We start from the raw sequence: 25,812 nt of genomic DNA, 5'->3' as shown, positions 1-25,812 counted from the left end.
CGATGGTGGAACGTTGGCCCGCAGACGGATTCACACGGGCGTCGTTTCCTATCGGCGCGCGAGGTCGCGCCGCCAATCGGTGTTAGGCGGAACCTCGCCTCAGTTGTCGACCTTCCGCTGCGTAGGCAAAAGACTACGCGGCGCCCGGCGCTCGGGCTGAAGCCGCCGCCGTCAGGCGGGCAGGCGGCCGATCAGGCCTCGTTCGGCGGCGTAGTGGGCGAGCTCGACGTTGTTTTGCAGGCCCAGCTTTTCGAGCACCCGGGAGCGAAAGGTGCTGACGGTCTTCACGCTCAGGGAAAGTTCCTCGGCGATTTCCTTCAGCGAACGGCCGGTCGCGAGCTTCGTCATCACTTCGAATTCACGGGGGGAAAGACTTTCGAGCGGCGCGGCTTCCAGGCCCTGCCGCATGCGTCCGGCGATTTTTTCCGCCAGGGTGGCGCTGATGTAGCTGCCGCCGGCGAGAACCTTCTTCAGTGCCAGCACGAGTTCCTCGTTGGCGGACTGCTTGGTGACGAATCCCGCGGCGCCCGCCTCGAGGGCGCGGACGGCGAGCTGATCTTCCGGATACGCCGTCAGCACGAGCGCGGGCAGCCTGGGCTGGCGCTGCTTTACTTCCTGCAGGACCTCGAACCCGCTCCGGCCGGGCATGTTGATGTCGAGGACCATGATGTCCCATTTCTTGCGGCTGACCAAATCGATGGCCTCGGAGGCGTTCGCCGCCTCGGCGATCTCGGCCCGTTCGAGTTCGTCGATCAGCAACTGCTTGAGGCCCTGGCGCACGAGGGTGTGGTCGTCGACGATGAGGATTTTCATGGAAGCGGGGCCGCCGCGGGGGCGGCGAGCGGTGTGGTGACGCGCACCACTGTTCCGCCGCCGGGCGCGGGTGCAATCTCCGTCTCACCGCCGAGCAGGGCCGCGCGCTCCCGCATGCCGAGCAGGCCGATCGATTTCGGATTTTCGAGTTCCTCCGGCGTGATGCCACGGCCGTCGTCGCGCACTTCCAGCCGCAAGCGCCCGTGCTCGGAAGCGAGCGTGACCTCAACGCGCTTTGCCGCCGCGTGACGGATGACGTTCGTCAGGCTCTCCTGCACGATGCGAAAGAGCGCAGTGGCCTGGGCGCGTTCGACCGGGGGCAGGGCGGCGGCCACGCCCGCGGTGCACGGGATGCCGGTTCGGCGCTGAAAATCCTCCGCCAGCCATTCGAGGGCCGGTCCGAGCCCGAGACTGTCGAGCACCACCGGCCGGAGATCCGTGGCCAGCGTTTGCACGGACTCGAGGGTGACATCGGCGAGTTCGATCATGGACGAAAGCTTCTGCGCCAGTTCCGTCCGCGTCCCTTCGTCCACCGGATGCGCGATGCGGCGGCCGAGCCAGGCGAGATCCAGTTTCAGGCGCGTCAACTCCTGGGCCAGGACGTCGTGGATTTCGCGGGCGATCCGGGTCCGCTCCTCCTCGCGAATGACCTGGAGCCGCTGGGCGAAGGCGCGCAGCTGTTCGCGCGACGCGCGCAGGATGTCCTCCGCCCGCTTGCGCTCGGTGATGTCGCGCGTGACGCCGATGTAATGCGTCAGCTGGCCGTGTTCATCGCGCACCGGCGAAAAGGTGAATTCATTCCAGAAGGCGGTGCCGTCCTTGCGGTAGTTGTAGATCTCGCCGGAAAACTCCACCGCGTGCCGGAGCGCGAGGTTGATGGCCGACACCGTGCGCGGATCGGTCAGCGGCCCCTGCAGGAAGTGGCAGTCCTTTCCCGCGATCTCCGTCTTCGCGTAGCCGGTGATGGCCACGAATGCATCGTTGACCGATACAATCTGCCGATCCGGGCTGGTGATGAATACGCCCTGCGAGACGGCCCTGAGCACGACGTCGTTCACCCGGAGCTGCCCCTCCGCCTGTTTGCGCGCGGTGATGTCGGCGAAGCTCACGATCACCTGGCGGATGCTGCCGTCCGGATTGAATTGCGGATCCGCGTTCACGAGGAGCCAGACGCGATCCTGCGTCGGTGGGCGAAACACGCCCATCTCGACATCGCGGACCGGCCGGCGCGTCGCGATCGCAACCGCCACCGGGTGCTCGGTGCCGGGAAATGGAGTGCCGTCGGTGCGCACGACATTCCAGGCGGGATCGATGGAGGAGCGACCACGGAGCTGGTCGTCCGACATGCCGAGCAACTCGGCGGCTTTCGGATTGCTCAGGATGATGGACGTATCCGGAGCGTGGATCACGACTCCAACCTGCAGCTGCGCGGTGAGATTGCGGTAGAGCTCCTCGCTGGCGCGGAGCTGGGCGTCCGTCTTTTGCTTGTACAGCGCCATCTCGAGCGCGGTGCGAAGATCCCGCTCGGAAAACGGCTTCAGCAGGTAGCCGCAGGGATCGGTCAGCTTGGCCCGGGCCAGCATGCTGTCGTCGGCGTAGGCCGTCAGGAAGATGATGGGGATGCCGTGGCGCGTGCGAATCGCCTGGGCCGTCGCGATGCCGTCCATGCCGCCCGCCAGCTGGATGTCCATCAACACGAGATCCGGCCGGGTTTCGCCGGCCAGCGTGACCGCCTGCTCGCCACGCGTCGCGTGGCCGACGGGCAGGTAGCCCATTTCGCTGAGCTGCATCTGCACGTCGCGGGCCACGACGGCCTCGTCTTCCACCACCAGAATCCGGTACTTCCCGGCGTCTTCGGGCCGGGGCGCGGGCGGCGGGGCGGGATGATGTCGTTTCACAGGGAGTCCGGCGAGAAGGTGATGGTGAACGTCGCGACCGGTCCGGCTCCAATCTCGAGCGTGCCCTGGAGCTGCAGGGCCAGATCGGAGACGAGCTGCAGTCCGAGCGAATCGCCGCGCCGCTCGGCGAAATCCGCGGGCAGGCCGGCGCCGGTGTCGCTCACGCGCAGGCGCAGCATGCCGTCGCCCTCGCACCGGTGCAGCTCGACGCGCACTTCGCCCGCCCGCTGATCGGGGAAACCGTGCTTGAGGCAGTTGGCGATGAGTTCGTTGACCAGCAGCCCGCAGGGGATGGCGTGGTCCATGCCGACGTGCACGGCCACGAGATCCAGCTCGAGCCGGATGGGGGAGGGCGTGGGCACCAGCGAGCGGAACGACTGGGTCGCGATCTGCCGCAGGTAGGCGCCCAGATCCACCGCCGCGAACATGCCGGAGCGGTAGAGCGACTCATGCAGCAGCGCCATGGAGCGGATGCGCCCCTGCATGGCCATGAGCGTGGCCTTTGTATCCGATTGGGCCCCACGCGCGGCCTCGAGCCGCAGCAGGCTCGTGATGACCTGCAGGTTGTTCTTCACGCGGTGGTGCACCTCCTTCAGCAACGCCTCCTTCTCCTTCAGCAGGGACTGCAGCGCCTCCTGGGATTCCTTGCGCTCGGTCAGGTCCATGTGCGTGCCCGCCATGCGCCGGGCCGTGCCGCTGGCATCGCGCTCCACCACCTTGCCCCGCGCCAGAATCCAGAGCCAGTGGCCGTTCTTGTGGCGCAGGCGGAACTCGGTTTCGTAGTTCACGGTTTCGCCCCGCAAATGCGGTTCAAGCACGGCCCGCACACCCGGCAGATCCTCCGGATGCATCAGCGAGTACCAGGTGCTGGCGTCGGGCCGCAGTTCGTCGATGGCGTATCCAATCATCCCGCACCAGCGGGCGTCGAAGACCGCCTTGCCGCTCTGCACATCCCAGTCCCAGAGGCCGAGGCCCGCGCCCGCGAGCGCGAGTTCCTGCTGCTCTTCGCTGAGGCGGAGCAACTCCTCGGCCCGTTTGCGTTCGGTGATGTCCTGACAGGTGCCTTCAAGACCGATCAGCCTGCCGCCTTCCCCGACGACGGGATGGCCGCGCGCATAGACCCAGCGGACCTGGCCGTCGGGCAGCACAATCCGGTAATCGTGGTCGTAGTCCGCGAGCCGGGTCTTGGCGTCTTCCAGCGTCGCGATGACCCGCGCCCGATCATCCGGATGCACAGCGTCGATATACTCCCCGACCGAGGGATCGAAGCCGGTCAGCGGGCGGCCGTAGATCCGGTACAGCTCGTCGGACCACCTGACCACGTCGGTGCGCGCATCCCAGTTGAAATTGCCGATGTGCGAGATCGCCTGGGCCTCGCGCAGGCGTGATTCGCTCGCGTCCAGGGCTTCGCGGCTGAAGATGCGCGACAGCGCGCCGCCGCAATAATCCGCGAGCGACTGCAGCGTTTCCAAGTCGGCCGGTTGGTACGCGTCGGCCTGGTAAGAGTGGATCGCCAGCGTGCCGACCGTCGTGTGGCCGTCGCGGATGGGGACGAACATCAGCGACGCGGAGCGCCGGGTCGTGGTATTGAAGAGCGCCATGCCCTCGACGCGGTCGGCGGGATGGCGGCGGAGGATCAGTTCCGCGCCTTCCACGATTGTCTTCCGCATGCGCGGCGACGGCTCCAGCCCGTCACGGGCGGACGGGACCTCGCGCTTCACCCCGTCGACGAGGTCGATGTTCACGACCGGCCGGCAGGTGTGCGTTTTCTCGTCCAGGATCACCAGTTCGGCCGAATCCCAGCCGATCAGTTCGTCGGCCGCCTGGGTGATCTTGCGTCCGGCACTCTCGATTGAGTTGGAGTTGCTCAACTCGTGGGCCAGCCGCGCATAGGTGGTGACGCGCAGATCGGCTTTTCTCTTTTCGGTGATGTCGGTAATCGTGCCGACCATCCGGGCAGGCTCGTTGGCCTCGTCCCGTTCGACGACCTTGCCGCGATCGTAGAACCACCGGTACTCGCCCGTCTTCAACCGGAGGCGGACTTCATGCTGCTTGATCAGGATGCGGCCCGCAAAATGTTCCGCGAGGACGTGTTTGACGCGGGGCACGTCGTCGGGATGCAGCACGGTATAGAAAAACTCGACCGTTTGCGGGACCTCGCCGGGTGCGTAGCCGAGCAGGCGTTCCCACTGCGGGCTGAAGTAGACATGTCCCGTCTTCATGTTCCAGTCCCAGACCCCGTCGCGGGTGGCGTCGAGCGCGTGGGCCAGGCGGCCTTCGCTCTGGCGCAGCAACGTCTCCGCGGCCTTGCGGGCGGAGACGTCACGCATCACGTGACGGAACTCCGTCACCTCGCCGCTGCTGTTGCGCACCAGATTCTTCGCGAGTTCGACCCAGAGCACCCGGCCTTCCCGCGCCTTGATGCGGAACTCCAGCGTCGCCGCCGCCACGCCGTCGCGGATGAGGTTTTCGCATTCGGTCATCACCCGCGGCCGGTCCTCATCGGTGATGATCCGCAGGAGAGACGTGCCGATGAGCTCGCGCTCGGGGACGCCGATCATCGCCGCCACGGCGGGATTGCAGTAGGTGAATTGATGCTGCCGGTTCGTGACGAAGTAACACTGGTCGATGTTCTCGACGAGATTGCGGAAAAGGTGCTCGGACTTGGCCAGTTGCACGGTGCTCGCGGCGAGCGCCGCCGTGCGATCGATGACGAGGCGTTCGAGCGTGGCGTTGAGCCGGCGCACGTCATCCTCCGCGGCCTTGCGGGCGGTGATGTCGGTATTGGTCCCAATCATCCGCAACGCGCGGCCCGCGGGGTCGCGCTCAGTGACCCGGCCGTGACTCATGATCCAGTTCCAGCCGCCGCTCGCGGTCGCCATGCGCTGCACGACGCGATACTCGTCGGTTTCGCCGTAGACGGCGCGCCGGACTTCGCGGGAGATGTCGGCTCGATCCTCGGGATTCGCAGACGATATCAGCCGTCGCCAGGTGGTGACGGTGGGACGGGGGAGGAAGCCGCGCATTTCCTGCCACATCGGATCGAGGGTGACGCGGTTCGCGGCGATTTCCGCATCCCAAGTGCACGCGTTGGAGGCGCGCAACGCAAGTTCCAGTCGTTGCCGCACCGTCCGGAGTTCGGCTTCCACTGCCTTCAGGTGAGTGACATCCACCGCGATGCCGTCGCGGACTTGGGCTCCGTCGGGGCGACGCTCCAGCAGGCGGGAGCTGAAATGCGTCCAGATGTAGCCACCGTGGGCGTTCCGGATGCGGGTCGTCATCGACGCAATCTTCCCGCTGGCCAGCGCGTCGCGAATCGTCTGCTGGAAACCGGGCAGATCAGCCGGGTGGATGAAATCGAAGATCTGCGGCGGATTGGCGCGGAAGGCGTCGGCCGGAATGCCGATCAGCTCCTCGATGTTCGGGCTGATGTACGGGCACTCCATCCGACCGTCGACATGATAGACCATGCGATAGACGCAGGTGCCGGACAGGTTGGAGTTGATCGAGGAGAGCAGCTCAGCGCGGTCGCGGATTTCTTGATCGCTGGTCTTCAGTGCGGCCGCGGAGCCTGGGGTGGCGCTTGCGATGTCGCCGCGGTGTTCCCGGCGCAGGAAAAATCCGGCCAGCGCCAAAGCCACCAGCGCGATGCCACCGCCGGCCAGCAGGACTGGTTTCAAGAACGCGGGCTGCGGGTCTCCCCCGAGCTGCGCGCTCCAAGCGAGGCCCGTGGAGCCCGCGACGGCGATTCCTGCAAGGACGAGAAACAGAAAAATGTTCGAACGATTCGACATGCGCCAGGGGTTGATGAAGGGGACGGGTGCAGGATGACCGCTCGCGCGGGAGGGCCAACTAAATTACTCCGCCTGGTCCGTCGCGGCGGTCGGTGACACGAGCCGGGCTTGCCCGTCGGACGGGCCTTCGAAACAGTAATGGCACGATGGTCCTCTACTTCATGGGCATTTGCGGCACGGCGATGGGGAACGCGGCGCTGCTCGCGCGCGCGGCGGGTCACCAGGTGTCGGGCGCGGACAGCAACGTCTATCCGCCCATGAGCACCGTCCTCGCCGCCGCCGGCATCACGCTCCACGAAGGCTACGATCCCGCGCGCCTGGAGCGGCTCGCGCCGGACCTCGTGGTGATCGGCAACGCGATGTCCCGCGGCAATCCCGAGGTGGAATGGCTGCTCGACACGCGCGCGTTCGCGTTCACGTCGCTGCCCGCGATGCTGCACGACCTCGTGCTGCAGCGGCGCCGCAACCTCGTGATCGCCGGCACGCATGGCAAGACGACCACGACGGCGCTCACGGCGTTTCTGCTGCGCGCGGCGGGCCGCGATCCGGGCTTTCTCATCGGCGGCGTGCCGCAGGATCCGCCCGTCGGGTCGCACCTGGGCGCGCCCGGCGATCCGTTTGTGATCGAGGGCGACGAATACGACAGCGCCTTCTTCGACAAGCGCAGCAAGTTCATCCACTACGCACCGCACATCGCGGTGCTGAACAATCTCGAGTTCGATCACGCGGATATTTTTCGTGACCTCGCGGACGTGCAGCGGACGTTCACGCACTTGGTGCGCATCGTGCCGCGGAATGGCTTTGTCGTGATGAACGGTGACGACGTGAATCTCCGCGCCCTCGGGGCGATGGCGTGGACGCGGGTCGTGCGCGTCGGGCTCGACGTTGGCAACGACGTGCAGATCGCCGGCTTCACCGAGACGCCCGCCGGCACCGAATTCGAACTGCGCTGGCGCGGCCAGCCGTGGGGCCGCGTGCACTGGTCGCTCTCCGGGATCTATAATGCACGCAACGCCGCCATGGCCGCGACCGCCGCCGGACTGGCGATCAATCCCGCGAATCCCACGGGGCTCAGTCTCGCGCCGCTGACGCAGTTTCGCGGCGTCAAGCGGCGCCAGGAGATCCTGCTGCGCAACGATCGCTTCACGGTCATCGAGGACTTCGGCCATCATCCCACGGCCCTGGCTGAAACGCTGCTGTCGTTTCGCGCCCGCTTTCCCGGCACGGTGCTCACGGCGGTGTTCGAGCCGCGCAGCAACACCGCCCGGACCAAAGCCATGCAGGCGGGATTTCTTCGCGCACTCGCGCTGGCCGATGAGGTTTACCTCGGCCCGGTGAATCGCCCGGAGAAACTCACCGCGGAAGAGCGTTTCGATCCTGACGCCGTCGTGCAGCAGCTGGAAACCCAGGGCGTCACGGCCCACGCCGCTCCGACCAACGCCGCACTCCTCGATCGGCTCGTCGCCCAGACGGCCGGCAGTCAGGGCGGCAAGCCACGGGTCGTGGCCTTCTTCACCAACGGCAGCTTCGACGGCATCATCGGGAAATACGTCGCCGCCGTGCAGTGACGCTCTGCCGCGTCATCGCGCTTTGCCGCTTGCGTCAGCGAGGGGTATGGCCTCTGTCGCAGGACCCCGAGTTTCCACCTATGCACTTCCTGTCCCCACGAAGAGTGACGTTGTTGACGCGCCGGTTGGCCTGGCTGGCGATCGCCGCCTTCGCCCTTGGATCCGGAGCCGGGGCCCAGCCGGCAGTTGCGGCCGCGGCGGCGTCCACTCCGGCCGAGGATCCCATGCTCGCGCGCGTGTTTCCCTCGATCGTACGCATTGAGGTCATCCGCCTGCGGCCGAGTGATGGACGTCTGACGAAGCAGTGGACTGCGGGCAGCGGCGTGATCATTTCGGCCGAAGGTCATGTGGTCACCAACTGCCATGTGACGGAGGACGGGGATTATTTTCGGTGCTACCTGTTCGATGGTTCGCACGTGGATGCGAAGAGTCTCGGCCAGGATGCGCTCACCGACCTCGCGGTGTTGAAATTGGATCTGTCGCAACGCCCCCCGGGTGCGGTGCCGCTGGTGGTGACCTCGTTTGCCGACTCCGATCGTCTGCGCGCGGGCGACGTGGTGTTCGCACTGGGCAGTCCCGGCTTTCTCGCCCAGTCGGTGACGCGCGGGGTGGTGGCCAATCCCTCGATGGTGCTGCCGGAGCAGACGGCGGGACGCTTTTTCCTGCGGGGAGAAAATGTCGGCACGCTTGTCCGCTGGATTCTGCATGATGCCCAGATTTTCGGCGGCAACAGCGGCGGACCGCTGGTGAACGAACGCGGTGAGATTGTCGGCATCAACGAAATTGGCGTCTTCAATCTCGGCGGCGCGATTCCCTCGAACGTGGCGCGCGTCGTGGCGGACAGCATCGTCAAACACGGCCGCGTGATTCGCGGCTGGTCGGGTCTTTCCGTGCAGCCGCGGCTCGAAGCCGACGGCGCGGGCGCGGGTGTGGTGGTCAGCGATGTCGCGGTGGACTCTCCGGCGGCCAAGGCCGGCATGAAGCCGGGTGATCTCATTCTCGCGGGCGACGGCCAGGCGATCGAAGGCGGGGAGGAGCGGGCGGTCGCGCATTTCAACCGCCTCGAAGCTGCGCGGCTGCCGGCCAGCGAATTTGCGGTCGAGTACGTGCGCTCCGGGGTGAAACAGACGGCGCGCATCGCGCTCGCGCCGCGCGAGCCGGCCCAGTCCGACGACGTCGAATTGCGCAGTTGGGGCGCGGTCGTCCGCGATCTGACACAGAAACTCGCCCGCGAGGAACGTCTCCCCGATCTCACCGGCGTCTGGCTCGAGAACATCCAGCCGGCCGGACCTTCCGGGCAGGCTGAACCGAATTTGCGGCGCGAAGACGTCATCATCGCCGTCGAAGGCAAGCCCGTCGCCACGGTGGCCGAGCTCCGCGATGTCACGAAGGAACTGCTCAAGGGCGTGACCGACGGCAAACGCGCCGTGCTCGCCAGCATCCGCCGCGGCGGTGCCGTGTTGAACTCCGTCGTCGAGCTGCGTGAGTTTCCCGAGGACAACGTCACGCCGCAGGCGCGCAAGGCCTGGCTCGGTGCGGCGTCACAGCCGCTCACCGCGAAGTTGATCGCGAAACTCGGCCTCAAGGTCGAAGGCGGCGCGCGTCTCACCCGAATCTATCCTGGCACGCAGGCTGAAGCGGCGGGCCTGAAAGTGGGTGATGTAATCGTCGCCATCGATGGCGTGGACGTGCCGGCCCGCCGGCCCGAGGATACCGATGTGCTGGCCCGCCAGATCCGGCAGTACAAGAACAGCGCCACGGCGGTGTTCGCCATCTGGCGCGACGGCCAGAAAATCGAGGTGCCGGTGACGCTGGAGCAGCAGCCCATTCCGGCGGCGGAGTTGAAACGCCGGCGGGATCCGCAGCTCGAGTTTACCGCCCGCGACATCGCCTTTGACGATCGGGTGCGGCTGCAGCTGCCGCCCGGCGCGAAGGGCGTGATGGTCGAGAGCGCGGTGCCCGCCGGTTGGGCGGCGCTCGGCGGACTTCGCGCTGACGATGTGATCGAGCAGGCCGGTGGCACCGCCGTGACGACGGTCGACGAGTTGACCGCGGCGCGTGAAGCGGCCGCGGCGAGCGACAAGGCGTGGTGGGTGCTGCTCGTGCGCCGCCGCGGTCAGACTTTGTTTGTCGAGATCAACCTCAAACCTGCGAAAACCAAATGAACCGCTCGTGCTCACTCCTTGCTCTTGCCGCGATTGTCGCCGCGACGGGCCTCACTTCCGCGCACGCCGCGCCGGAGGCCCAGGCCGCGGCGGGCCGGGCGCTGGTGAAACGTTACGCGGACGCCGTGGTCGGGATTGAACTCGTCGTCACGGTGAAGCTCAAGATGGGGAATCAGGAGGCACCGCCGCGCGAGCAGCGGATCGAGATCAACGGCACGGTGATTTCACCGAGCGGGCTGACGGTCACGACGCTCGCCGGCGTGGATCCGCAGGTGCAGTTCGACGCCATGCGCGCGGCCCAGCCGGGCGGACGCGTGCCGGAACTGGTCGGCGCGGAGTTCAAGGAAGTGAAGCTCCGTTTCGCGGACGGCAAGGAAGTGCCGGCGCGGTTTGTGTTGAAGGACGTCGATCTCGATCTCGCCTTCATGGCGCCGGAGACGGCGGAGCCGGGCCGCGAGTACGCGCATGTGAAACTCAGCGACGCGGCCGAGGGCAAGGTGCTCAACGACTATTTCTACATCGCCCGCGCGCCCAAGGTCCTGCAGCGGGCACCGTTGGTCCGCATCGGCGAAATCGTCGGCATCATCGAAAAGCCCCGCCGTTTCTACCTGCTGACCTTCCAGGATCCGGGCTCACCGGTCTTCGACATGGACGGCAAGGTGCTCGGCATCACAGTCCAGAATTTCGCCAACGGTCGGATGACCGGCTTTGTGGTGCTGCCGTCGGCGGACATCGCGGAGATGTCGGTGCAGGCGGCGGCGGCGCAGGCGGCCCCGGTCAAGACCGGCGGCTGATCGCGGCGGCCTTCATGACGGGAGCGGGCGTGAGTCCGACGGCGACCGGGTGAGCGCCGTCAGCAGCGTGCGAAATTTGCGTAGGTCGAGCGGCTTGGCCAAATACTCGTCCATGCCGGCCGCGAGACATTTTTCGCGGGTCCCGCGCGCGATCGAGGCGGTGAGCGCGATGATCGGCGTCTTGCGTTCCTCTGTCTCCGCAGCCCGGATACGCTGCGTGGCGGTGTAGCCGTCAATCCCCGGCATCTGCAGATCCATCAGAATGGCGTCAAAGCGCTCGGTGGCGGCCAGGCGGACGGCTTCCTCGCCGCTTGCGGCGATGTGCGGGTCGAATCCGTTTCGCTGCAGAAAAATCCGCATCAGGAACTGGTTCGTCTCGAGATCGTCGACGACGAGGATGCGGGGCGGTGCCGGCGCCCGCACTTCCGCCGCCGGCAGTTCCGGCGGCGGCGGTTCGACCGGCATGGCAAACGTCGTGAGCGGCAGGCTGAATGAAAACTCTGATCCCTCGCCGGGCTTGCTCTCCACCACAATCTTGCCGCCCATCAGCATCACGAGCCGCTGGCAGATCGCCAGGCCCAGTCCGGTGCCGCCATAGCGACGCGTGGTCGAGGTGTCGGCCTGCATGAACATCTGGAAGAGATCCTTCACCTTCTCCGCCGGAATACCGATGCCGGTGTCACGGACGCGAATCGACAGCAGGCCGGGCTGGTGGGTGGACTCGGGCGCTTTCCACGCCATGTAAACGGTGACGGATCCGCGGGTGGTGAACTTGATCGCGTTGTCGACGAGGTTCACGAGAATCTGGCGGAAGCGCAGCGGATCGCCGCCCACGAGCAGGGCACCGGCAATCTGGGCCTCGAAGCGCAATTCGATTTTCTTTTCCGCTGCGCGCGGATTCAGCAGCCGCAGGACTTCCTGCACGGTCTCCACTGGCGCGAAGGGCAGGCGTTCGAGGATCAGCCGGCCTTTCTCGATTTTGGTGAGATCGAGAATGTCGTTGATGATCGCGCCGAGGCGCGCGCCTTCCGTCGTGATGGTGGAAACATAGCCGCGCTGGGCCTCATCGAGCCGCGTCTCCGCGAGGAGATTGGCGAATCCCATGACGGCATTCAACGGCGTCCGGATCTCGTGGCTCATCACGGCGAGGAAGTCGCTTTTCGCGCGGTTCGCCTCGTCCGCCTGCAGCTTGGCCTGCTGCAACTGCCGGCCGGCGTCCGCGTGGACGCGAAGTTCCGCGCGGAGCAGCGCGAGTCGGGCGGCGGACGTCAGCATCACCGCGCACAGGAGCAGCGCCGCGCCCAGCACCGCGCCGCGGGCCAGCATGATCGTGGCCAGCGGCGTTCCTCCGGGCTGGCCGAGCACGAGCGTCGTCCACTCGGCGAGCAGCGCGCCGGAGATCGCCAGCACTGCGACCGTCATGCACGTCAGATCGGAAAGCTCCTGCGCCGCCCCGCGCCGGCGCACATGGAGCCGGCAGGCGACGCATGCGATCAACACCACCGTCGCGACGGCGATGGCGTCGAGGCGGAAGCGCAGAATGAACGTGAGTACGTCGAGAACGAACGGCATCGGAGTGGCTGGACCCTCCGAGCCTGCACAGCCGGAATGGACGGGCAAAAGGCGGTGCTACTACTTGACTACGTACCGTGGTAAAAATCGCGCTAAGTGGCGCTACGGAGTGGCGGGCGGATGGAGCCCGGACCGGACCGCGACCGCCCTCGGTCGCAATCGGCCGATGCGACCGGGGGCGGTCGCGGTCCAAATCGGTCGATTCCCGCAAGTCGCCCGCCGACTACTGCGCCTGCCGCGCCACCTTGCGGGTGGCCGGTTCCTGCCCCACGGGCAGGGCGAGCAAATCGTAGTCTTCGTAGCCGGTGATCTTCACCGGCGCGAATTCCCCCACGGGCATCGTGATCGGCACGTACACGCGACCGTCGATATCCGGGGCGTCGGCGGCGCCGCGGGCCACGCCGGGCTCCTCGACGAGGACCTTGAGCGTGCGGCCGACCTGGCTCGCGCTGACCTGCGCGGCGACTTCCTGCTGCAGCTTCATCACGCGATGCCAGCGCGCTTCCTTTACCTTGGGCGTCAGCTGTCCGGCCATCTTGGCCGCGCGCGTGCCTTCCTCCTGGGAATAGCGGAACACGCCGAGCCGTTCGAATTTCGTTTCGCGGATGAACGCGCAGAGCTCATCGACGTCGGCCTCGGTCTCGCCCGGAAACCCGACGATGAACGTCGTGCGCACCGCGATGCCCGGAATGCCGGCGCGGATTCGCTTGATCAGGTCGCGGATGTAGGCGGACGACGTTTCACGCTGCATCAGCCCGAGCATGTGGTCGCTGATATGCTGCAACGGAATGTCGATGTAGCGGGCGACCTTCGGGCACTCCGCGATGGTGCGAATCAGCTCGTCGCTCCAGTGCGCCGGATGCGTGTAGAGCAGGCGGATCCAGAAATCGCCTTCAATGGCGTTCAGTTCGCGGAGGAGCGTGGTGAGGGCAGTGCCGCGGGAGGAGTCTACCGGCGTGCGGGGATTCGGGCGCTCGTCCCACGTGTCCATGCCGAAGAATGTGGTGTCCTGCGAAATCAGATTCAGCTCCTTAACGCCCTCGCGCACGAGTTGGCGCGCCTCGGCGACGACGCTCTCGACGGTGCGGCTGCGGTGCCGGCCGCGAATCTGCGGAATGATGCAGAACGTGCACGGGTGATTGCAGCCCTCGGCAATCTTGATGTACGCGAAATGCCGCGGCGTGAGCCGGAAACGCGGCGTGTCGTAATCGGGAATGTAGGTCGAGCGCCCCTCGATGAACGAAGCGGGCGCCTCGCCGGCGGCGCGATCGCGCGCGTAGATTTTTTCGATGATCGGCCCGACCTGCGTGACCTGATCGAGGCCGATGAAGGCGTCGACTTCATCGTGCAGCTCAGTCTCGAGATTCTTCGAGAACCGCTGCGACATGCAGCCGGCGACGATCAGCTTCTGGTGCTTGCGGCGCTTCTTCATGCCGCGCTGCTGGTGCACCTCGAGGATGTGGCCGATCGACTCCTCCTTGGACGAGTCGATGAAGGAACACGTGTTGACGATGACGACGTCCGCGTTTTCCGCCTCCGGGATGACCGTCATGCCGGCTTGGTGCAGGTGACCGACCATGATCTCGGAATCGACGAGATTCTTGGCGCAACCGAGGGAAATGAGGCTGACTTTGATCATGCGGAGGGAAACGAACACGCTGCCGTCATACCGGCGAAAAGCAAAAACGGCCCCGACAGATCGGGGCCGCGGCAGGCAGGTGAACCCTATGGGCTCGAACGCTTACTTCTTCTTGGCGGTCGCCTTCGTGCGTTCCTTCTTGCGCTTCAAGTAGGCAGCCCGGCGTTTGCGTTTCTCGTACTTATTCAGTTGTTGGCCCATGGATGTAGGTAGAGTGAAGGGTCGATGTTTCAGAGCGTGCCGGGCGAGTCAAGCGCCGCGGCAGGTGGTCGCACGTGCTACATTTTTCCTTTTCTGAGTGCGTCTTTACCCTCCGGTAAAATCCCGTCGCGGCGTATCACCGTCACTCCCGTCCATGCCCACCCCTGCGCTCATCTCTTCTTCCGTCGTCGATCTCGTGGTCGTGGGCGGAGGCATGGCAGGCGTGATGGCCGCGCTCGCCGCCAAGAGCCCGCGTACGCGCGTGCTGATCGTCGAACCGAGCAACGTGCTCGGCGGCCAGGGCACCGCGGGCGGCGTGGCCGGCTTCTGCGGCGACACCGCGCGCGTCAACGCCCCGTTTGCCGAACTCGTGGCGCGGCTCGCGCGGCACGGCTTGATTGAGCCGTACCGCCCGAACGACGACCGCCGGGCCTACGATCTCGAGTGGTGCGCCTTCTTCCTGCAGGAAATGGTGCTCGCGCAGGGCATCGAGGTGCTGCTCCACACACGCGTGATTGCCGCGGTGGCGAGCGAAGGCGTGGTGCGGGAACTGACGCTCTCGACGGCCGGCGGACTCCTGACGGTGACGCCTCGTTTCGTCATCGATGCGTCCGGCGCGTGTGTCGTGCCACTGCTGACGGGTTTTCCGGTGGTGCACGAGGGCGCGAACCGGCAGCTGCCGATGAGTCTGTACTTCACGTTGTGGGACACGGGCCGGCCGGTCACGCCGGTGCTGCCCGACGGCTGTCCGCGCTGGACGCATGACAACGAGATTCCGATGACGAGCCTGCACCGGTTTCCCTCCGGCAAGGTCGAGGTGAAGATGAAGGTGGTCGGCTTCGACGCCGCCGACGGTCTGAGCCGTTCCGCGGCCGAGGTGTTTGCCCGCCGGCAGATGCACGCGCTGATCTATTACCTGCAGGTGGTGGGCTATCGTGGCCGGAAACTGGATACGCACGTGCTGGCGTCGGTTTCGCGCGGCATCGGCGTGCGCGAGGAACGGCGGATCATCGGCGAACACGTGCTCACAGAGGTTGAGGCGCGGCGCGCGGTGACGTTCCCCGACGCTGTCGCCGTTAACACGTATCACATCGATTTTCACTGGCCCGACCGGATGCAGCGGGCCGGCACGGGCATCACCGACATGCTCGATCCGCACCACCTGCCGTTGCGCATGATGATTCCGAAGAGCGCAAAGAACCTGCTCGTGCCAGGTCGCGGCGCGTCCGGGGATCAGACCGCGATGAGCGCGTTTCGCGTGATGGCGGTCGTGGCGCAGATGGGTTTCGCCGCCGGTCATGCTGCGCGCCAGTGTCTCGCGCACGACCGCGACCTGACCCGGGTCGACATCGCGTCGTTGCAGGCGGCAATCGAGGCCGGCGGGCAGTCGTTGAACCTGTCGGACTATGGCGACTATCTGCGCGGCGATCTGTTCGCGCACGAAACGATTCGCACCGGAGGCTCACCCACGGACTACGGCTCGCTGCAGGTGCGGCAGGAACGCGATGCCCGGTTTGTCGTCACGTGGCACGGCCCGGGCGCGGGCGGGGCGGGTGAGTGGCACGCCGATCGACGGGAGAAAACGTGGTCCGTCCGCGCGCCTGCCGCGACGAGCTCCGGCGGCCGTGGCACCGCTCCGCTCGGGGCCGTCTCCGCCGTGTTGGTCGATGACGGACGCCACGTGCGGCTGCGCGCAACGCCTGCTGGTTTGAGCGTGGCGCTGTCGGCCGATCGGGGCGCGACCTGGTCGGATGCGATCGGTTTGCTGCCCGCGTGCAGCGATGAGGTGACGCCGGCCTGCATCGCCACGCGCACAGGCTTGGCCATCGTGTACGTGGAGCGCAGCGGCGCGTTGAAATTCTGGCACGGCTCCGTCGAACGAATCCTGGGCGAGACCGTGGTGCCCGCATCGGTCCGACTCGATGCACCACCGGATCAAGTGCACGAGACGCATCCGCTGCGGGCGTGACCCCGATCCAGGCGGTTGCCCACGGAACACACGGAATACACGGAAAATCAGAGTTCCGTGTATTCCGTGTGTTCCGTGGGCAACCGCTCCGGTGGTTTGGAGGTTTTCTCCTCCTCCATCATCCGCACCGCCGCAGCGGGAGTTTGCCAGCCATCGCGTTTGCAACCGCGATCTCTTTCCCTATCCCTCCGTCTCTCTGTCTCTCCTTCTCTCGCGCTCCCGTCGCTTTCTCTCTCCGCGTAACGCATGCCCCCTGTCGATGATCGCCGGAAAATTCTGACTGCGCTGACCGCGTGGCTTGATGCGCCGACGGCGTTGCCGGTTCGCCGCGTGCTCGAGGGCAAGCGGCCGGCGCATGAACAGCCGGCGTACTTCATGGAGGTGCCGCGGCTCATCGTTGGGCTCGAGGGTCGGGGAACATTTCTCACCGTCGAAAACGATCAGGAGGTGATCTTCGATCTCGCGGCCGGCCAGGTGCTCTTCCTTGCCCCGTACACGTGGATCTGTCCGGTGCCGCGTACGCCGTATCGATCGCTCGGGGTCGTGCTGCGCGCCGACTCCACGCGGCTGACGATTCATGCGCGACGCGGCATGGCAAAGGACGGTTCCATTGCCAGCCGTTATCTCGCGCAATGGGGCACGCAGGAAATGCTCGGGGCGAAGGGTGAACATCTGCTGCAATTGTTGCGCGAGACGCCGTCGCCGCGCCTGGGCGAGCGGATGTTTTCGGCGCTGATGGAGATCCTGCTCGCGGAGTTAGCCCAGCTGGTCGAACGCTCCGCCGAGCACGGTCGCGGCACGCATACCGTCCTGTGGCAGTCGGTGTGCGACTATTTGTCGGAGCACTGGTCCGATCCTGAACTCAGCCGCAAAGGCACCGCGCTGTTTTTCAACCGCCACCCGAACCACTTCTCGCGCTTCTTCCACGCGCACACGAAGCAGAACTTCCGCACCTACGTGAACGAAATCCGGCTCGAGCGCAGCCTGCACTTTCTCCGCGACCTGCGTTACAACGTCACGGATGTCGCCTGTCTCTGCGGCTTCACCGACGTGCAGTATTTCATCCGTTGCTTCCGCCAGCGCTTTGGCTTCACGCCCGGGGAATATCGCAAGCGGAATGAGGACTAGCCGGTGAAGGCTTGGACAGAATGGCCCAAATTTAAAGAATGAGGGCGACGCTGAGAGGAACGGAACAGTTGAGTGTTGAGGGCTGAGAGTTGAGAGATCGATCCGATGCGTTCTGCATCCAGGAAAGTGGCAAGCACCACATCGATTGATTTCTCTCTCAACTCCCAGCCCTCAACGCTCAACCGCACGAGTCCGCGAGTTATCCGAGCTCCCAGCGATTCTGCCCATTCCGTCCATTCTGTCCAAAAACAAGCATCACATCCGCGCTACCTTTTTCCCCCTCTTGCTAGTTTATTCGCCTGTGCGCGCCGGCCGCAGCCGATCCACCTTCGCCCTCGTCCCATGAAATCACCCCGCTTCCTTGGATTTGCCCTTTGCTCCGCGTTCGTCGCCGCCGGCTTCGTCTCCTCCGCTCACGCGGCCAATGCGAATGCCAACGTCGCGCCGCCGCACCCGGCGAAGAACCCCGGCTCGCGCGTCATGCTCACGGGCGCGTGGGTGCCGGCGGATCCGGCCACGATCGACTTCGAACGCCTGCCGCGCGTCCCCGTCGAACATGTGGTGATCTGCGACGTCTCGGCGAAGAAGGGCGTGAATCAGCACAATTACCTCATCCACCACGACGGCCGTTTCTGGGCGATGTGGAGCGACGGTCCGCGCGTGGAGGATATGGTGGGACAGGTCGTGAAATACTCGACGAGTGTCGACGGCCTGAAGTGGGACGAACCGAAACTCCTCACCGGCTACCCGCCGGGTTCGGGCCCGGATTCACCGCATTACAACACGCGGAAGAAGGAAGGCCTCCGCTATATCTCGCGCGGCCTCTGGGTGCGCGAGGGGCAGTTGCTGGCGCTGGTCTCGCTCGACGAAGCCGCGGGCTTTTTTGGCGAGAGCCTCGAACTCCGCGCCTTTCGCTGGAATTCGGGTGAGGAGAAATGGGTCGACGGCGGCATCGTGCAGAAGAACGCGATCAACAACTTCCCGCCACAGCGCCTGCCCACCGGCGAGTGGGCGATGACCCGACGCAAACACGATTACAAGGAGACCGGCGTCGAGTTCCTGATCGGCGGCGTGAAGGCGCTCGACAACTGGACCTCGGTGCCCGTCGTGCGCGGGGCGGGCGGTGACATCGCGTTGAAGGCCGAGGAACCGATCTGGTGGACGCTGCCCGACGGCAACCTCATGGCGCTTTTCCGCGACAACGGCGGGAGCAAGTCGCTGTTCCGCGCCTTCTCGACCGACAGCGGTCGCTCGTGGAGCACGCCGGTGCAGACGGACTTTCCCGATGCGCGGTCCAAGCTGCACGGACTGCGGCTCAGCGATGGACGCTACGCGCTGGTCTCCAATTCCAATCCGAAGAAGCGCGATCCCCTCACGCTGGCGCTCAGTCGCGACGGCATGACCTTCGACCGGCTGTTCTACGTCGTGGGCGGACGGCACGTGGACTACCCGCACATGATCGAGCACGGCGGTTATCTCTACATCGCGCACTCGGGGGCCAAGATGTCGGTCGAGATCGAGCGCGTGCGCATCGCCGATCTGGATCGGCTGAGCATGCCGGCGGGGCGCTAAAGCCGGACTCATCCAGAAGGACTCCCGCGAATCACCCGAATGACCGCGAATTTCAGGCTGATGCTCGAACGGCGGCCAGCCACAGCGCACCGTTGGGTGTGCGGTCTCATACCAATCGCTCCTTGCTTTTGGACTTCTGGATTGATCGTGGCTACGAGCGCCAGCGAGTGGTCGTTCGGCCGCTCGCTGGCGCTCTTAGCCACGGCTAAAGTCCAAAGGCAAAGAGCGATTGGTATCATCCAGCCTCTTGCATTCGGGTGGATTTGCGTGATTCGCGGGCAACTGCCTTGTTCCGGCTCAGGCCGGACGCTACCTTTTTCCCACTCTTGCTAGCTAATTCGCATCCGGGCCCCCGGGGTCCGGCGTGTTGTTTTGGCGGCCTCGCTTTGCTTCCAACGTCCCCGACCGCTTCCCCCTTCGCGGCCAACCCCGAGTGCTTCCCCGTCCATCATGACTAAGACCCCTGGATTCCTTGTGCGCCGTCTGCTGTTGCTGACGGCGGTGCTGCTCAGCGTGTGCAGTCCCGTTCGCGCCCAGCCGGCCGCGACGGGCAGCGTCGCGGGCCGCGTGGTGAACGCCGCCACCGGCGGCTATCTTGAGGGCGCGGAAGTGTCGGCCGGCAGCGGCGCCGCGGTGCTCACCGATCGCAACGGCCAGTTCACGCTGGGCAATCTCGCGGCCGGTCCCCAGCGGCTGCGCGTGTATTACACCGGCCTCGATCTCGCCACGCCGACCGTCGAGGTGCGGGCGGGTGGTGTCGCTGAACTCACGGTCAGCCTTGAGTCCACGGTCCAGCGGCTGGACGCGTTCACCGTGTCGGCCGATCGCGAAGGCACCTCCGCCTCCATCACGCGCCAGCGCACGGCGGCGAATGTGATGAACGTGGTGTCGACCGACGCCTTCGGCAGCGTGGCCGACGGCAACATCGGCAATCTCATGGTGCGCCTGCCGGGCGTCTCCGGCGAGTTCGAGAATGGCGAGGTCGTGGGTATCAAGATCCGCGGTACGCCGCCGGAGTTCAGCTCGCTCAACATCGACGGCGTGCGCAGCAGTGGCGCGTTCTCCGGCTTCAACACCCAGGGCGACCGCGGCGCGCAGAGCGATCAGATCCCGGCCGAGTTCATCAAGGAGGTGCAGGTCACGAAGGCCCCGACGCCTGACATGCCGGCCGATTCGATCGGCGGCTCGACCAATCTCGTCACGAAGTCGGCGCTCGATTTCAAGGAGAACGTTTTCACGTATCGCGTCGGTTTCAATTACAACACCCACCGCGACGACCTGAAGAACTTCACGCCGAATGCCGCGATGACCTGGCTCACGCGCGTCGGTGCGAAGCGCAATCTCGGCGTGGCGCTGTCGCTGAGTTACACCGACACCGAGGCACCGCGCGATCGGGTACAGGTGCAGCGGGCCGAGGCGGACGGCCGGACGACGCAGGCGCGCACCCTGACGAACATCAACCAGCGCATCCGCGCCGGCGCGGGGCTCAAATTCGACTACCGGCTGAACGATCGGACCGACGTGTATGTGAAATTCCAGCACAGCTACTATTTCTTCGACAGCAACCGGCTCGTCTACGCCGCGTCCGACAGCGCCACGCGGCGCATTGCGGACTACAACATCGTGAGCCGCGCCCAGATTCTGGCGGGCACCGTGCCGCGCACCACCGCGAACCTGACCGCCAGCGTCGCGCCGGGTTTCTCCGATAGCTTCACCGAGATGCTGCATGCGAACTGGACGTTCGACGGCGACAACAACGAGAAGACCGGCCGGCAGTATCTCGTGGACGCGGGCGGCGTGCTGAAGCTCGCGGGCGATCAGGAAATCCAGGTGCAGGGCTCGTACGCGCCGTCGTCGTTCAAGAGCAACCTGCGGACGTTCCTCATGACGTTCCAGTCGCCGATCGGCATGTCGATCGACACCACCGCGAACCGATCGCGCCCGATCTTCCGCCAGACCTACGGCCCGAGCATTCTGTTTGGCCAAACCGATCTGCGGAACTATCGCGGGCAGATGCAGGGTCAGCCGGAGACCGGCAAGGAGGATGTCTACAACGCCAAGGTCGACTACACGAAGCGCTTCAAGCAGAGCGCGTACGCGCCGGTGCTGAAAGCCGGCGGTGTGTGGCGTCAGCAGTACCGCAATCTCGTCGTGGGCCGTCCGAACTGGAACTACACCGGCGCCGACGGCGTGGCGGGCAATGCGGACGACGATCTGGCGTCGATCATGCTCACCCAGCCGGCCTACACTGTTTTCAACAGTGGCGGCACCTGGCAGTCGCTGCCGGGCGTGGATTTTCCGAAGGCGTGGAATCTCTTCAACACGCGGCCCGAGGTGTTTCGCCCGGTGGGAACGTCACCGACGGATGCGCCGAACTACAGTGAGATTCAGGAGGACGTGACGGCCGGCTACGTGCAGGGGCGCCTGCAGGTCGGTGCCTTGAATATTCTGGGCGGTGTGCGTTACGAGCGCACGGACGTGGAGGGCAAGGGGCGCTACTCGGATCCGCGGCGGCCCGGCGTGACGGCGACGAAACGCGAGGGCAACTACGACGACTACTTCCCGAGCCTGCATTTCCGTTACGATCTCACGCGCCAGTTCGTGGCCCGCGCGAGTTATTCCACGGGAATGGCGCGACCGAACATGACCGACCTGTATCCGACGACCACGGTCAGCTACAACGCGACGACCGGGCTCGGGAACGTCACGCAGGCGAATCTCGGGCTGAAGCCGCAGCGGTCGGAGAACTATGATTTCTCGCTCGAATACTATGTGGAGCCGGCGGGCGTGATCTCCGTCGGTTACTTCCGCAAGGACATCAAAGATTTCCTGGCGCGCATCGTGGACGACATCGATGCCGGCCCGAACAACGGCTTTGGCGGCGACTTCGTGGGCTTCGTGTTGAACACGACGGCCAACCAGGGTTCGGCCAAGGTCGAAGGCTGGGAGATCAATTACAACCAGCGCCTCGTGATGCTGCCCAAGCCGTTCAACGGCCTCGGCATCTTTGCGAACTACACGTATCTGAAAACCGAAGGCACGTACCAGGCCGGCGCGGCGGAGCTCGCGGGCTTTGTGCCGAAGGCGGCGAATGCCGGCGCCTCGTTCCGGTGGCGCAAACTGGAGGCGCGCATCGCCTGGCGCTACACGGGCGACCAATTGCGCAGCTACAACGCGAACGTGTACGCCCAGGCCCGTTTTCGTCCGGTCGAGTCCATCGACATCAATCTGAAATACGATTTCCACCCGCGCCTTTCGCTCTATTTCGACATCATCAACCTGCAGAACAAGTGGCCGGAGAACTACAGCGGCCGCGACCGGGGCCGCATCACGTTCGCGGACAGCTACGGCACGCGCTACAACATGGGCGTGTCCGGGCGGTTCTGAGGCCGGCCGGAGAACCTTCCCGCGGGCTCGCGTCATGACGTGTCTTTTTTCCGCGGGGACTGAAGGTCGGCCGTCCGCGCCGCGATTGTTTGCGGGCTGGTCGCTTGTCGTGGCGCTGCTGCTGGCGAGTGCAGCTTCGGCCGCGCATGTCGTGCAGCAGAAGGCCACCCGCGACGATCCGGCGTTTCAACGTCATGCGGTCGTGCGGTCGGACGGTGCCGTCATCGCGTACTACCTGCGGCCCGGGACCGGGCCGACTTTGGTGCTGGTGCCCGAGACCCACGGTGATCGCACCCAGTTTCAGGAGCAGGGATTTCTCCGCACGCTGGATCCTTCCTTCGGCGTGCTGATCGTCGAGTGCCGCGGCCAGGGACGCAGCTGGCCGCCGCCGACACCGGCGTACGCGACGATCGAGCGTTATGCCTCGGACGTGCTGGCCGTGGTGGCGCAGGCCGCGCTGCCCGCGTGGTACATCGGCGGGCACAGTCTGGGCGGCATGATTGCGTTGGAAGTCGCGGGCAGAAGGCCCGCGGGGTTGCGCGGGGTGATTGCGCTGGAGGGCTGGGTCCATGCGCGCGTGCAGCGGGAGGCGTTTCCCGCTGCGGCGCCGGTCGACGAAGCGCAGAAGGCGGAGGCACGGCGCCAGCGCGAGGCCCGTTACCAGAGTCAGCGTTGGACCAGCGAGGAGGTCGCCGCGCTCGGCCAGATCTGGACGAAATGGCAGGGCGGCGAAGCGATCGTCCGCGCGCTGCGCACTCCGCTGCTCTCCGTGTGGGGTGACCGCGGGCGCAAGCCACTGCCGAACGAAGCCCTGCTCCTCCCGACGCAGCCTCACGTCGAGGTGCGTTGGATCGCCGGTTCCGATCACTACGTCACCGATCCGCCGCACGACGTGCCAGTCGCCGCGGCCATCAATGACTTTGTCCGGAAGGTGGAAACGCGTTTCGCGACCGTGGCTCCGGAGCACAGTGACGTCTTTCACGAGCCCGGACGCTTCGGCGGATGGCCGGCAAACAATGGACTCTGGAGCTGGGGTGACGAGGTGTTGGTGGGAATTACGGCCGGCTGGCACAAGAAGCAGGATTCAGCGCGTCATCAGATCGATCGCACGCGTCCACCCGAGCCGGCGTTTGCCCGCAGCGTCGATGGCGGGCGGACGTGGCAGTTCGAGCGTCCGGCCGGCATCCTGACCGCGGAGGCGTCGGTGGCCCTGCTCGCACCGCTCACGGAGGCGATCGATTTTCAGCGGCCGGGATTTGCGCTCACGCTCCGTTATCACGGCGGGGTATCGTACTACTATTTCAGTTACGACCGGGGCCGCACGTGGCGCGGGCCGCACCGGCTGCCGGAAGGCGGACTGCGGGGCTTGCAGGCACGCACCGACTATCTCGTGCACGACGCGCGGGAGCTGACGGCTTTCGTGACGGCGTTGAAGTCCGACGGCAAGGAGGGCCGTCCGGTCGCGCTGCGCACGTCCGATGGTGGCCTGACGTGGGCGCGCGTCGGGATGATCGGCGAAGAACCGGCGGGTTTCAGCATCATGCCGTCGACCCTCGCGCTCGCGCCCGCAGCCTGGCTGACCGCAGTCCGGGTCAACGATCCGGCGGGTAACTGGATTGACGCGTGGAGTTCGGCGGATCGAGGGCGGACGTGGCACGCGGCGGGACGGCCCGTGCCGGACACCGGCGGCCGGGGCGGAAATCCGCCGTCGTTGATCCGGCTTAAGGACGGGCGACTGTGTCTCACGTATGGCTATCGTTCACCGCCGTTCGGCATCAGGGCCCGGTTGAGCCGAGACCAGGGCATGACTTGGGAGCCGGAAATCGTGCTCCGCGCGGATGCCGTCGCGCACGATCTCGGCTACCCGCGCAGTTTCCAGCGGGCCGATGGCAAAGTGGTGACCGTTTACTACTATAACCTCGGCACTCACACGGAGCGATTCATCGCCTCGACCACGTGGACCCCGGCGGAGGTCTGCCCATGAAGCCGGCACTGATTTGGGCTTTGGCGTTGGGCCTGGCCGGAGCCTTCGGGCTGCGAGCGGCGGAGCCGGTGACGCGTCCGAACATCGTGTTGATCGTCATCGACGATCTCGGTTACGGGGATCTGGGCTGTTACGGCAACCGTCTCCATCGCACGCCTCACCTCGACCGGCTCGCGGCCGAAGGCGCCCGCTTCACCGATTTTCATTCCAACGGAGCGGTGTGCAGTCCCACGCGCACGTCCATCCTGACGGGCCAGTACCCGCAGCGCAGCGGCATCGAGGCGGCGATCGGATTCACGCTCACGGACGGCGTACCGCTGGCGAAGACGACCATCGCTGAAGTGCTCGGACCGCTCGGGTATCGCTGCGGGGTCTTTGGCAAGTGGCACGTCGGCCACGTGACAAAGTTCGGGCCGAACGACCAGGGCTTCCACGAGAGTTACTGCACGAACAACAACCCGGACTACCACTCCCATGTTTCGCGCGACGGGAAGGTGGACTGGTGGAAGAACCAGCAGCTGGCAGACGAACCGGGCTACCTGACCGACCTCGTCACGCGGCACACGCTGGACTTCATCCGAGCGAATCGCGACCGGCCCTTCTTCGCGTACATGCCTCATTTGGCGGCGCACTTTCCGTTTCAAGGCCCGAAGGATCCGGCCCATCGCACCACCGGGAAAAAATGGGACGACGCGTCGAAGTACGGACCGCTGGCCAAGGCCGACTTTCCGCGCGCTTATCGCGAAATGATCGAAGCCGCCGATGCGAGCGTCGGCCGGGTGATCGCCCTGCTCGAAGAGCTGGCATTGCGCGAGAAGACGCTGGTCTTCGTTTGCTCGGACAATGGCGCCTACGCCTGGGTGGGCAGCAACGGCCCGCTGCGGGGGCAGAAGGGTGATCTGACCGAGGGCGGACACCGGGTGCCGGCCATCGCCAACTGGCCCGGGCGCATTGCTCCGCGGCAAGTCCGGACCGAGACGGTTCTCACGATGGATCTCCTGCCCACGCTGGCGGCCGTCGCGGGTACGCGGAGTCCGGATACCGTCGATGGAGTGGATTTGAGCGGGCTGCTCTTCCGCAATGAGGCCTTGCCGGCGCGCACCCTGTTCTGGTGCGACGCCCAGCAGAAGGCGGTGCGCCGTGGTCCCTGGAAGCTCGTCGTCACCGGGGAGACGGCCGCGTTGTACGACCTGCGTTCGGACTTGGGCGAGCAACGCGATCTCGCCGCGTCCGTGCCGGAACGGCTGCGCGACCTCAGCCTCGCGCTCGCCGCGTGGGAACGCGACGTGGGCCCGCGCTCCACGGCACGGTAAGGCGCGCGAGCTCCA

General features: G+C 65.9%; 14 protein-coding genes. 9 read left to right on the top strand and 5 right to left on the bottom strand.

What is annotated here, in order from left to right; translation table 11 throughout:
• Nucleotides 1-171 precede the first annotated feature (171 nt).
• From ACLJEU_RS15870 to ACLJEU_RS15860, 3 genes are read right to left on the bottom strand one after another with little or no spacing between them, the layout of a single operon-like run.
• A complete protein-coding gene (locus tag ACLJEU_RS15870; protein WP_414661462.1) occupies nucleotides 172-813 on the bottom strand; it encodes a response regulator in 642 nt (213 codons plus the stop codon).
• Nucleotides 810-2,711 (bottom strand): PAS domain S-box protein, encoded by a 1,902-nt coding sequence (locus tag ACLJEU_RS15865; RefSeq protein ID WP_414661463.1) that lies wholly within the window; start codon nucleotides 2,709-2,711, stop codon nucleotides 810-812. Before ACLJEU_RS15865 ends, ACLJEU_RS15870 begins: the two co-directional genes overlap by 4 nt.
• The gene (locus ACLJEU_RS15860; protein WP_414661464.1) at nucleotides 2,708-6,505 is read right to left on the bottom strand and encodes a PAS domain-containing protein; all 3,798 of its coding nucleotides are present in this window, start codon (nucleotides 6,503-6,505) and stop codon (nucleotides 2,708-2,710) included. The genes ACLJEU_RS15865 and ACLJEU_RS15860 overlap by 4 nt, the downstream gene beginning before the upstream one ends.
• A gap of 146 nt (nucleotides 6,506-6,651) precedes the next feature.
• Between ACLJEU_RS15860 and ACLJEU_RS15855 the strand changes: the two genes are divergently transcribed.
• The 3 genes from ACLJEU_RS15855 (at nucleotide 6,652) to ACLJEU_RS15845 (ending at nucleotide 11,032) form a co-directional block, all read left to right on the top strand.
• Nucleotides 6,652-8,073, top strand: a complete 1,422-nt coding sequence (locus ACLJEU_RS15855; RefSeq protein WP_414661465.1) for a UDP-N-acetylmuramate--L-alanine ligase — start codon at nucleotides 6,652-6,654, stop codon at nucleotides 8,071-8,073.
• An 80-nt stretch (nucleotides 8,074-8,153) separates the two neighbouring features.
• Nucleotides 8,154-10,238, top strand: a complete 2,085-nt coding sequence (locus ACLJEU_RS15850) for a PDZ domain-containing protein (protein ID WP_414661466.1) — start codon at nucleotides 8,154-8,156, stop codon at nucleotides 10,236-10,238.
• Nucleotides 10,235-11,032, top strand: coding sequence for a S1 family peptidase (locus tag ACLJEU_RS15845; RefSeq protein WP_414661467.1), 798 nt, complete (start codon nucleotides 10,235-10,237; stop codon nucleotides 11,030-11,032). The genes ACLJEU_RS15850 and ACLJEU_RS15845 overlap by 4 nt, the downstream gene beginning before the upstream one ends.
• A 12-nt stretch (nucleotides 11,033-11,044) precedes the next feature.
• Here ACLJEU_RS15845 and ACLJEU_RS15840 read toward each other — a convergent pair whose 3' ends face one another.
• Both ACLJEU_RS15840 and rimO read right to left on the bottom strand, forming a co-directional pair.
• Nucleotides 11,045-12,604 carry an ATP-binding protein gene (locus ACLJEU_RS15840; RefSeq protein WP_414661468.1) on the bottom strand — a complete coding sequence of 520 codons (1,560 nt, stop codon included), beginning with the start codon at nucleotides 12,602-12,604 and terminating at the stop codon, nucleotides 11,045-11,047.
• A 223-nt stretch (nucleotides 12,605-12,827) separates the two neighbouring features.
• The gene (rimO, locus tag ACLJEU_RS15835) at nucleotides 12,828-14,243 is read right to left on the bottom strand and encodes a 30S ribosomal protein S12 methylthiotransferase RimO (RefSeq protein ID WP_414661469.1); all 1,416 of its coding nucleotides are present in this window, start codon (nucleotides 14,241-14,243) and stop codon (nucleotides 12,828-12,830) included.
• Between the two features lie 355 nt (nucleotides 14,244-14,598).
• Between rimO and ACLJEU_RS15830 the strand changes: the two genes are divergently transcribed.
• The 6 genes from ACLJEU_RS15830 to ACLJEU_RS15805 all read left to right on the top strand — a co-directional run bounded on the left by ACLJEU_RS15830 (nucleotide 14,599) and on the right by ACLJEU_RS15805 (nucleotide 25,797).
• Complete coding sequence (locus ACLJEU_RS15830; protein ID WP_414661470.1) at nucleotides 14,599-16,413, top strand: FAD-dependent oxidoreductase; 1,815 nt, start codon at nucleotides 14,599-14,601, stop codon at nucleotides 16,411-16,413.
• 246 nt (nucleotides 16,414-16,659) lie between these two features.
• Complete coding sequence (locus tag ACLJEU_RS15825) at nucleotides 16,660-17,541, top strand: helix-turn-helix transcriptional regulator (RefSeq protein WP_414661471.1); 882 nt, start codon at nucleotides 16,660-16,662, stop codon at nucleotides 17,539-17,541.
• Nucleotides 17,542-17,883: 342 nt separating this feature from the next.
• The gene (locus ACLJEU_RS15820; protein WP_414661472.1) at nucleotides 17,884-19,113 is read left to right on the top strand and encodes an exo-alpha-sialidase; all 1,230 of its coding nucleotides are present in this window, start codon (nucleotides 17,884-17,886) and stop codon (nucleotides 19,111-19,113) included.
• 450 nt (nucleotides 19,114-19,563) lie between these two features.
• Nucleotides 19,564-22,500 carry a TonB-dependent receptor gene (locus tag ACLJEU_RS15815; RefSeq protein ID WP_414661473.1) on the top strand — a complete coding sequence of 979 codons (2,937 nt, stop codon included), beginning with the start codon at nucleotides 19,564-19,566 and terminating at the stop codon, nucleotides 22,498-22,500.
• 34 nt (nucleotides 22,501-22,534) lie between these two features.
• Nucleotides 22,535-24,484, top strand: coding sequence for an alpha/beta fold hydrolase (locus tag ACLJEU_RS15810; RefSeq protein WP_414661474.1), 1,950 nt, complete (start codon nucleotides 22,535-22,537; stop codon nucleotides 24,482-24,484).
• The gene (locus ACLJEU_RS15805) at nucleotides 24,481-25,797 is read left to right on the top strand and encodes a sulfatase-like hydrolase/transferase (protein WP_414661475.1); all 1,317 of its coding nucleotides are present in this window, start codon (nucleotides 24,481-24,483) and stop codon (nucleotides 25,795-25,797) included. The genes ACLJEU_RS15810 and ACLJEU_RS15805 overlap by 4 nt, the downstream gene beginning before the upstream one ends.
• The last annotated feature ends 15 nt before the right edge of the window (nucleotides 25,798-25,812 follow it).

It is taken from the genome of Terrisphaera buseokensis, from assembly GCF_047521145.2.
Lineage (GTDB): Bacteria > Verrucomicrobiota > Verrucomicrobiia > Opitutales > Opitutaceae > ER46.
Note: the sequence above shows the minus strand (reverse complement) of the source record. Positions and strands in the feature narration are given on the sequence as shown.

Excerpts from the sequence above, each read along its gene's own strand:
- ACLJEU_RS15870 (WP_414661462.1), bottom strand. The coding sequence starts at position 813 with ATGAAAATCCTCATCGTCGACGACCACACCCTCGTGCGCCAGGGCCTC.
- ACLJEU_RS15860 (WP_414661464.1), bottom strand. The coding sequence starts at position 6,505 with ATGTCGAATCGTTCGAACATTTTTCTGTTTCTCGTCCTTGCAGGAATC.
- ACLJEU_RS15855 (WP_414661465.1), top strand. The coding sequence starts at position 6,652 with ATGGTCCTCTACTTCATGGGCATTTGCGGCACGGCGATGGGGAACGCG.
- ACLJEU_RS15850 (WP_414661466.1), top strand. The coding sequence starts at position 8,154 with ATGCACTTCCTGTCCCCACGAAGAGTGACGTTGTTGACGCGCCGGTTG.
- ACLJEU_RS15845 (WP_414661467.1), top strand. The coding sequence starts at position 10,235 with ATGAACCGCTCGTGCTCACTCCTTGCTCTTGCCGCGATTGTCGCCGCG.
- ACLJEU_RS15840 (WP_414661468.1), bottom strand. The coding sequence starts at position 12,604 with ATGCCGTTCGTTCTCGACGTACTCACGTTCATTCTGCGCTTCCGCCTC.
- rimO (WP_414661469.1), bottom strand. The coding sequence starts at position 14,243 with ATGATCAAAGTCAGCCTCATTTCCCTCGGTTGCGCCAAGAATCTCGTC.
- ACLJEU_RS15830 (WP_414661470.1), top strand. The coding sequence starts at position 14,599 with ATGCCCACCCCTGCGCTCATCTCTTCTTCCGTCGTCGATCTCGTGGTC.
- ACLJEU_RS15825 (WP_414661471.1), top strand. The coding sequence starts at position 16,660 with ATGCCCCCTGTCGATGATCGCCGGAAAATTCTGACTGCGCTGACCGCG.
- ACLJEU_RS15820 (WP_414661472.1), top strand. The coding sequence starts at position 17,884 with ATGAAATCACCCCGCTTCCTTGGATTTGCCCTTTGCTCCGCGTTCGTC.
- ACLJEU_RS15815 (WP_414661473.1), top strand. The coding sequence starts at position 19,564 with ATGACTAAGACCCCTGGATTCCTTGTGCGCCGTCTGCTGTTGCTGACG.
- ACLJEU_RS15810 (WP_414661474.1), top strand. The coding sequence starts at position 22,535 with ATGACGTGTCTTTTTTCCGCGGGGACTGAAGGTCGGCCGTCCGCGCCG.
- ACLJEU_RS15805 (WP_414661475.1), top strand. The coding sequence starts at position 24,481 with ATGAAGCCGGCACTGATTTGGGCTTTGGCGTTGGGCCTGGCCGGAGCC.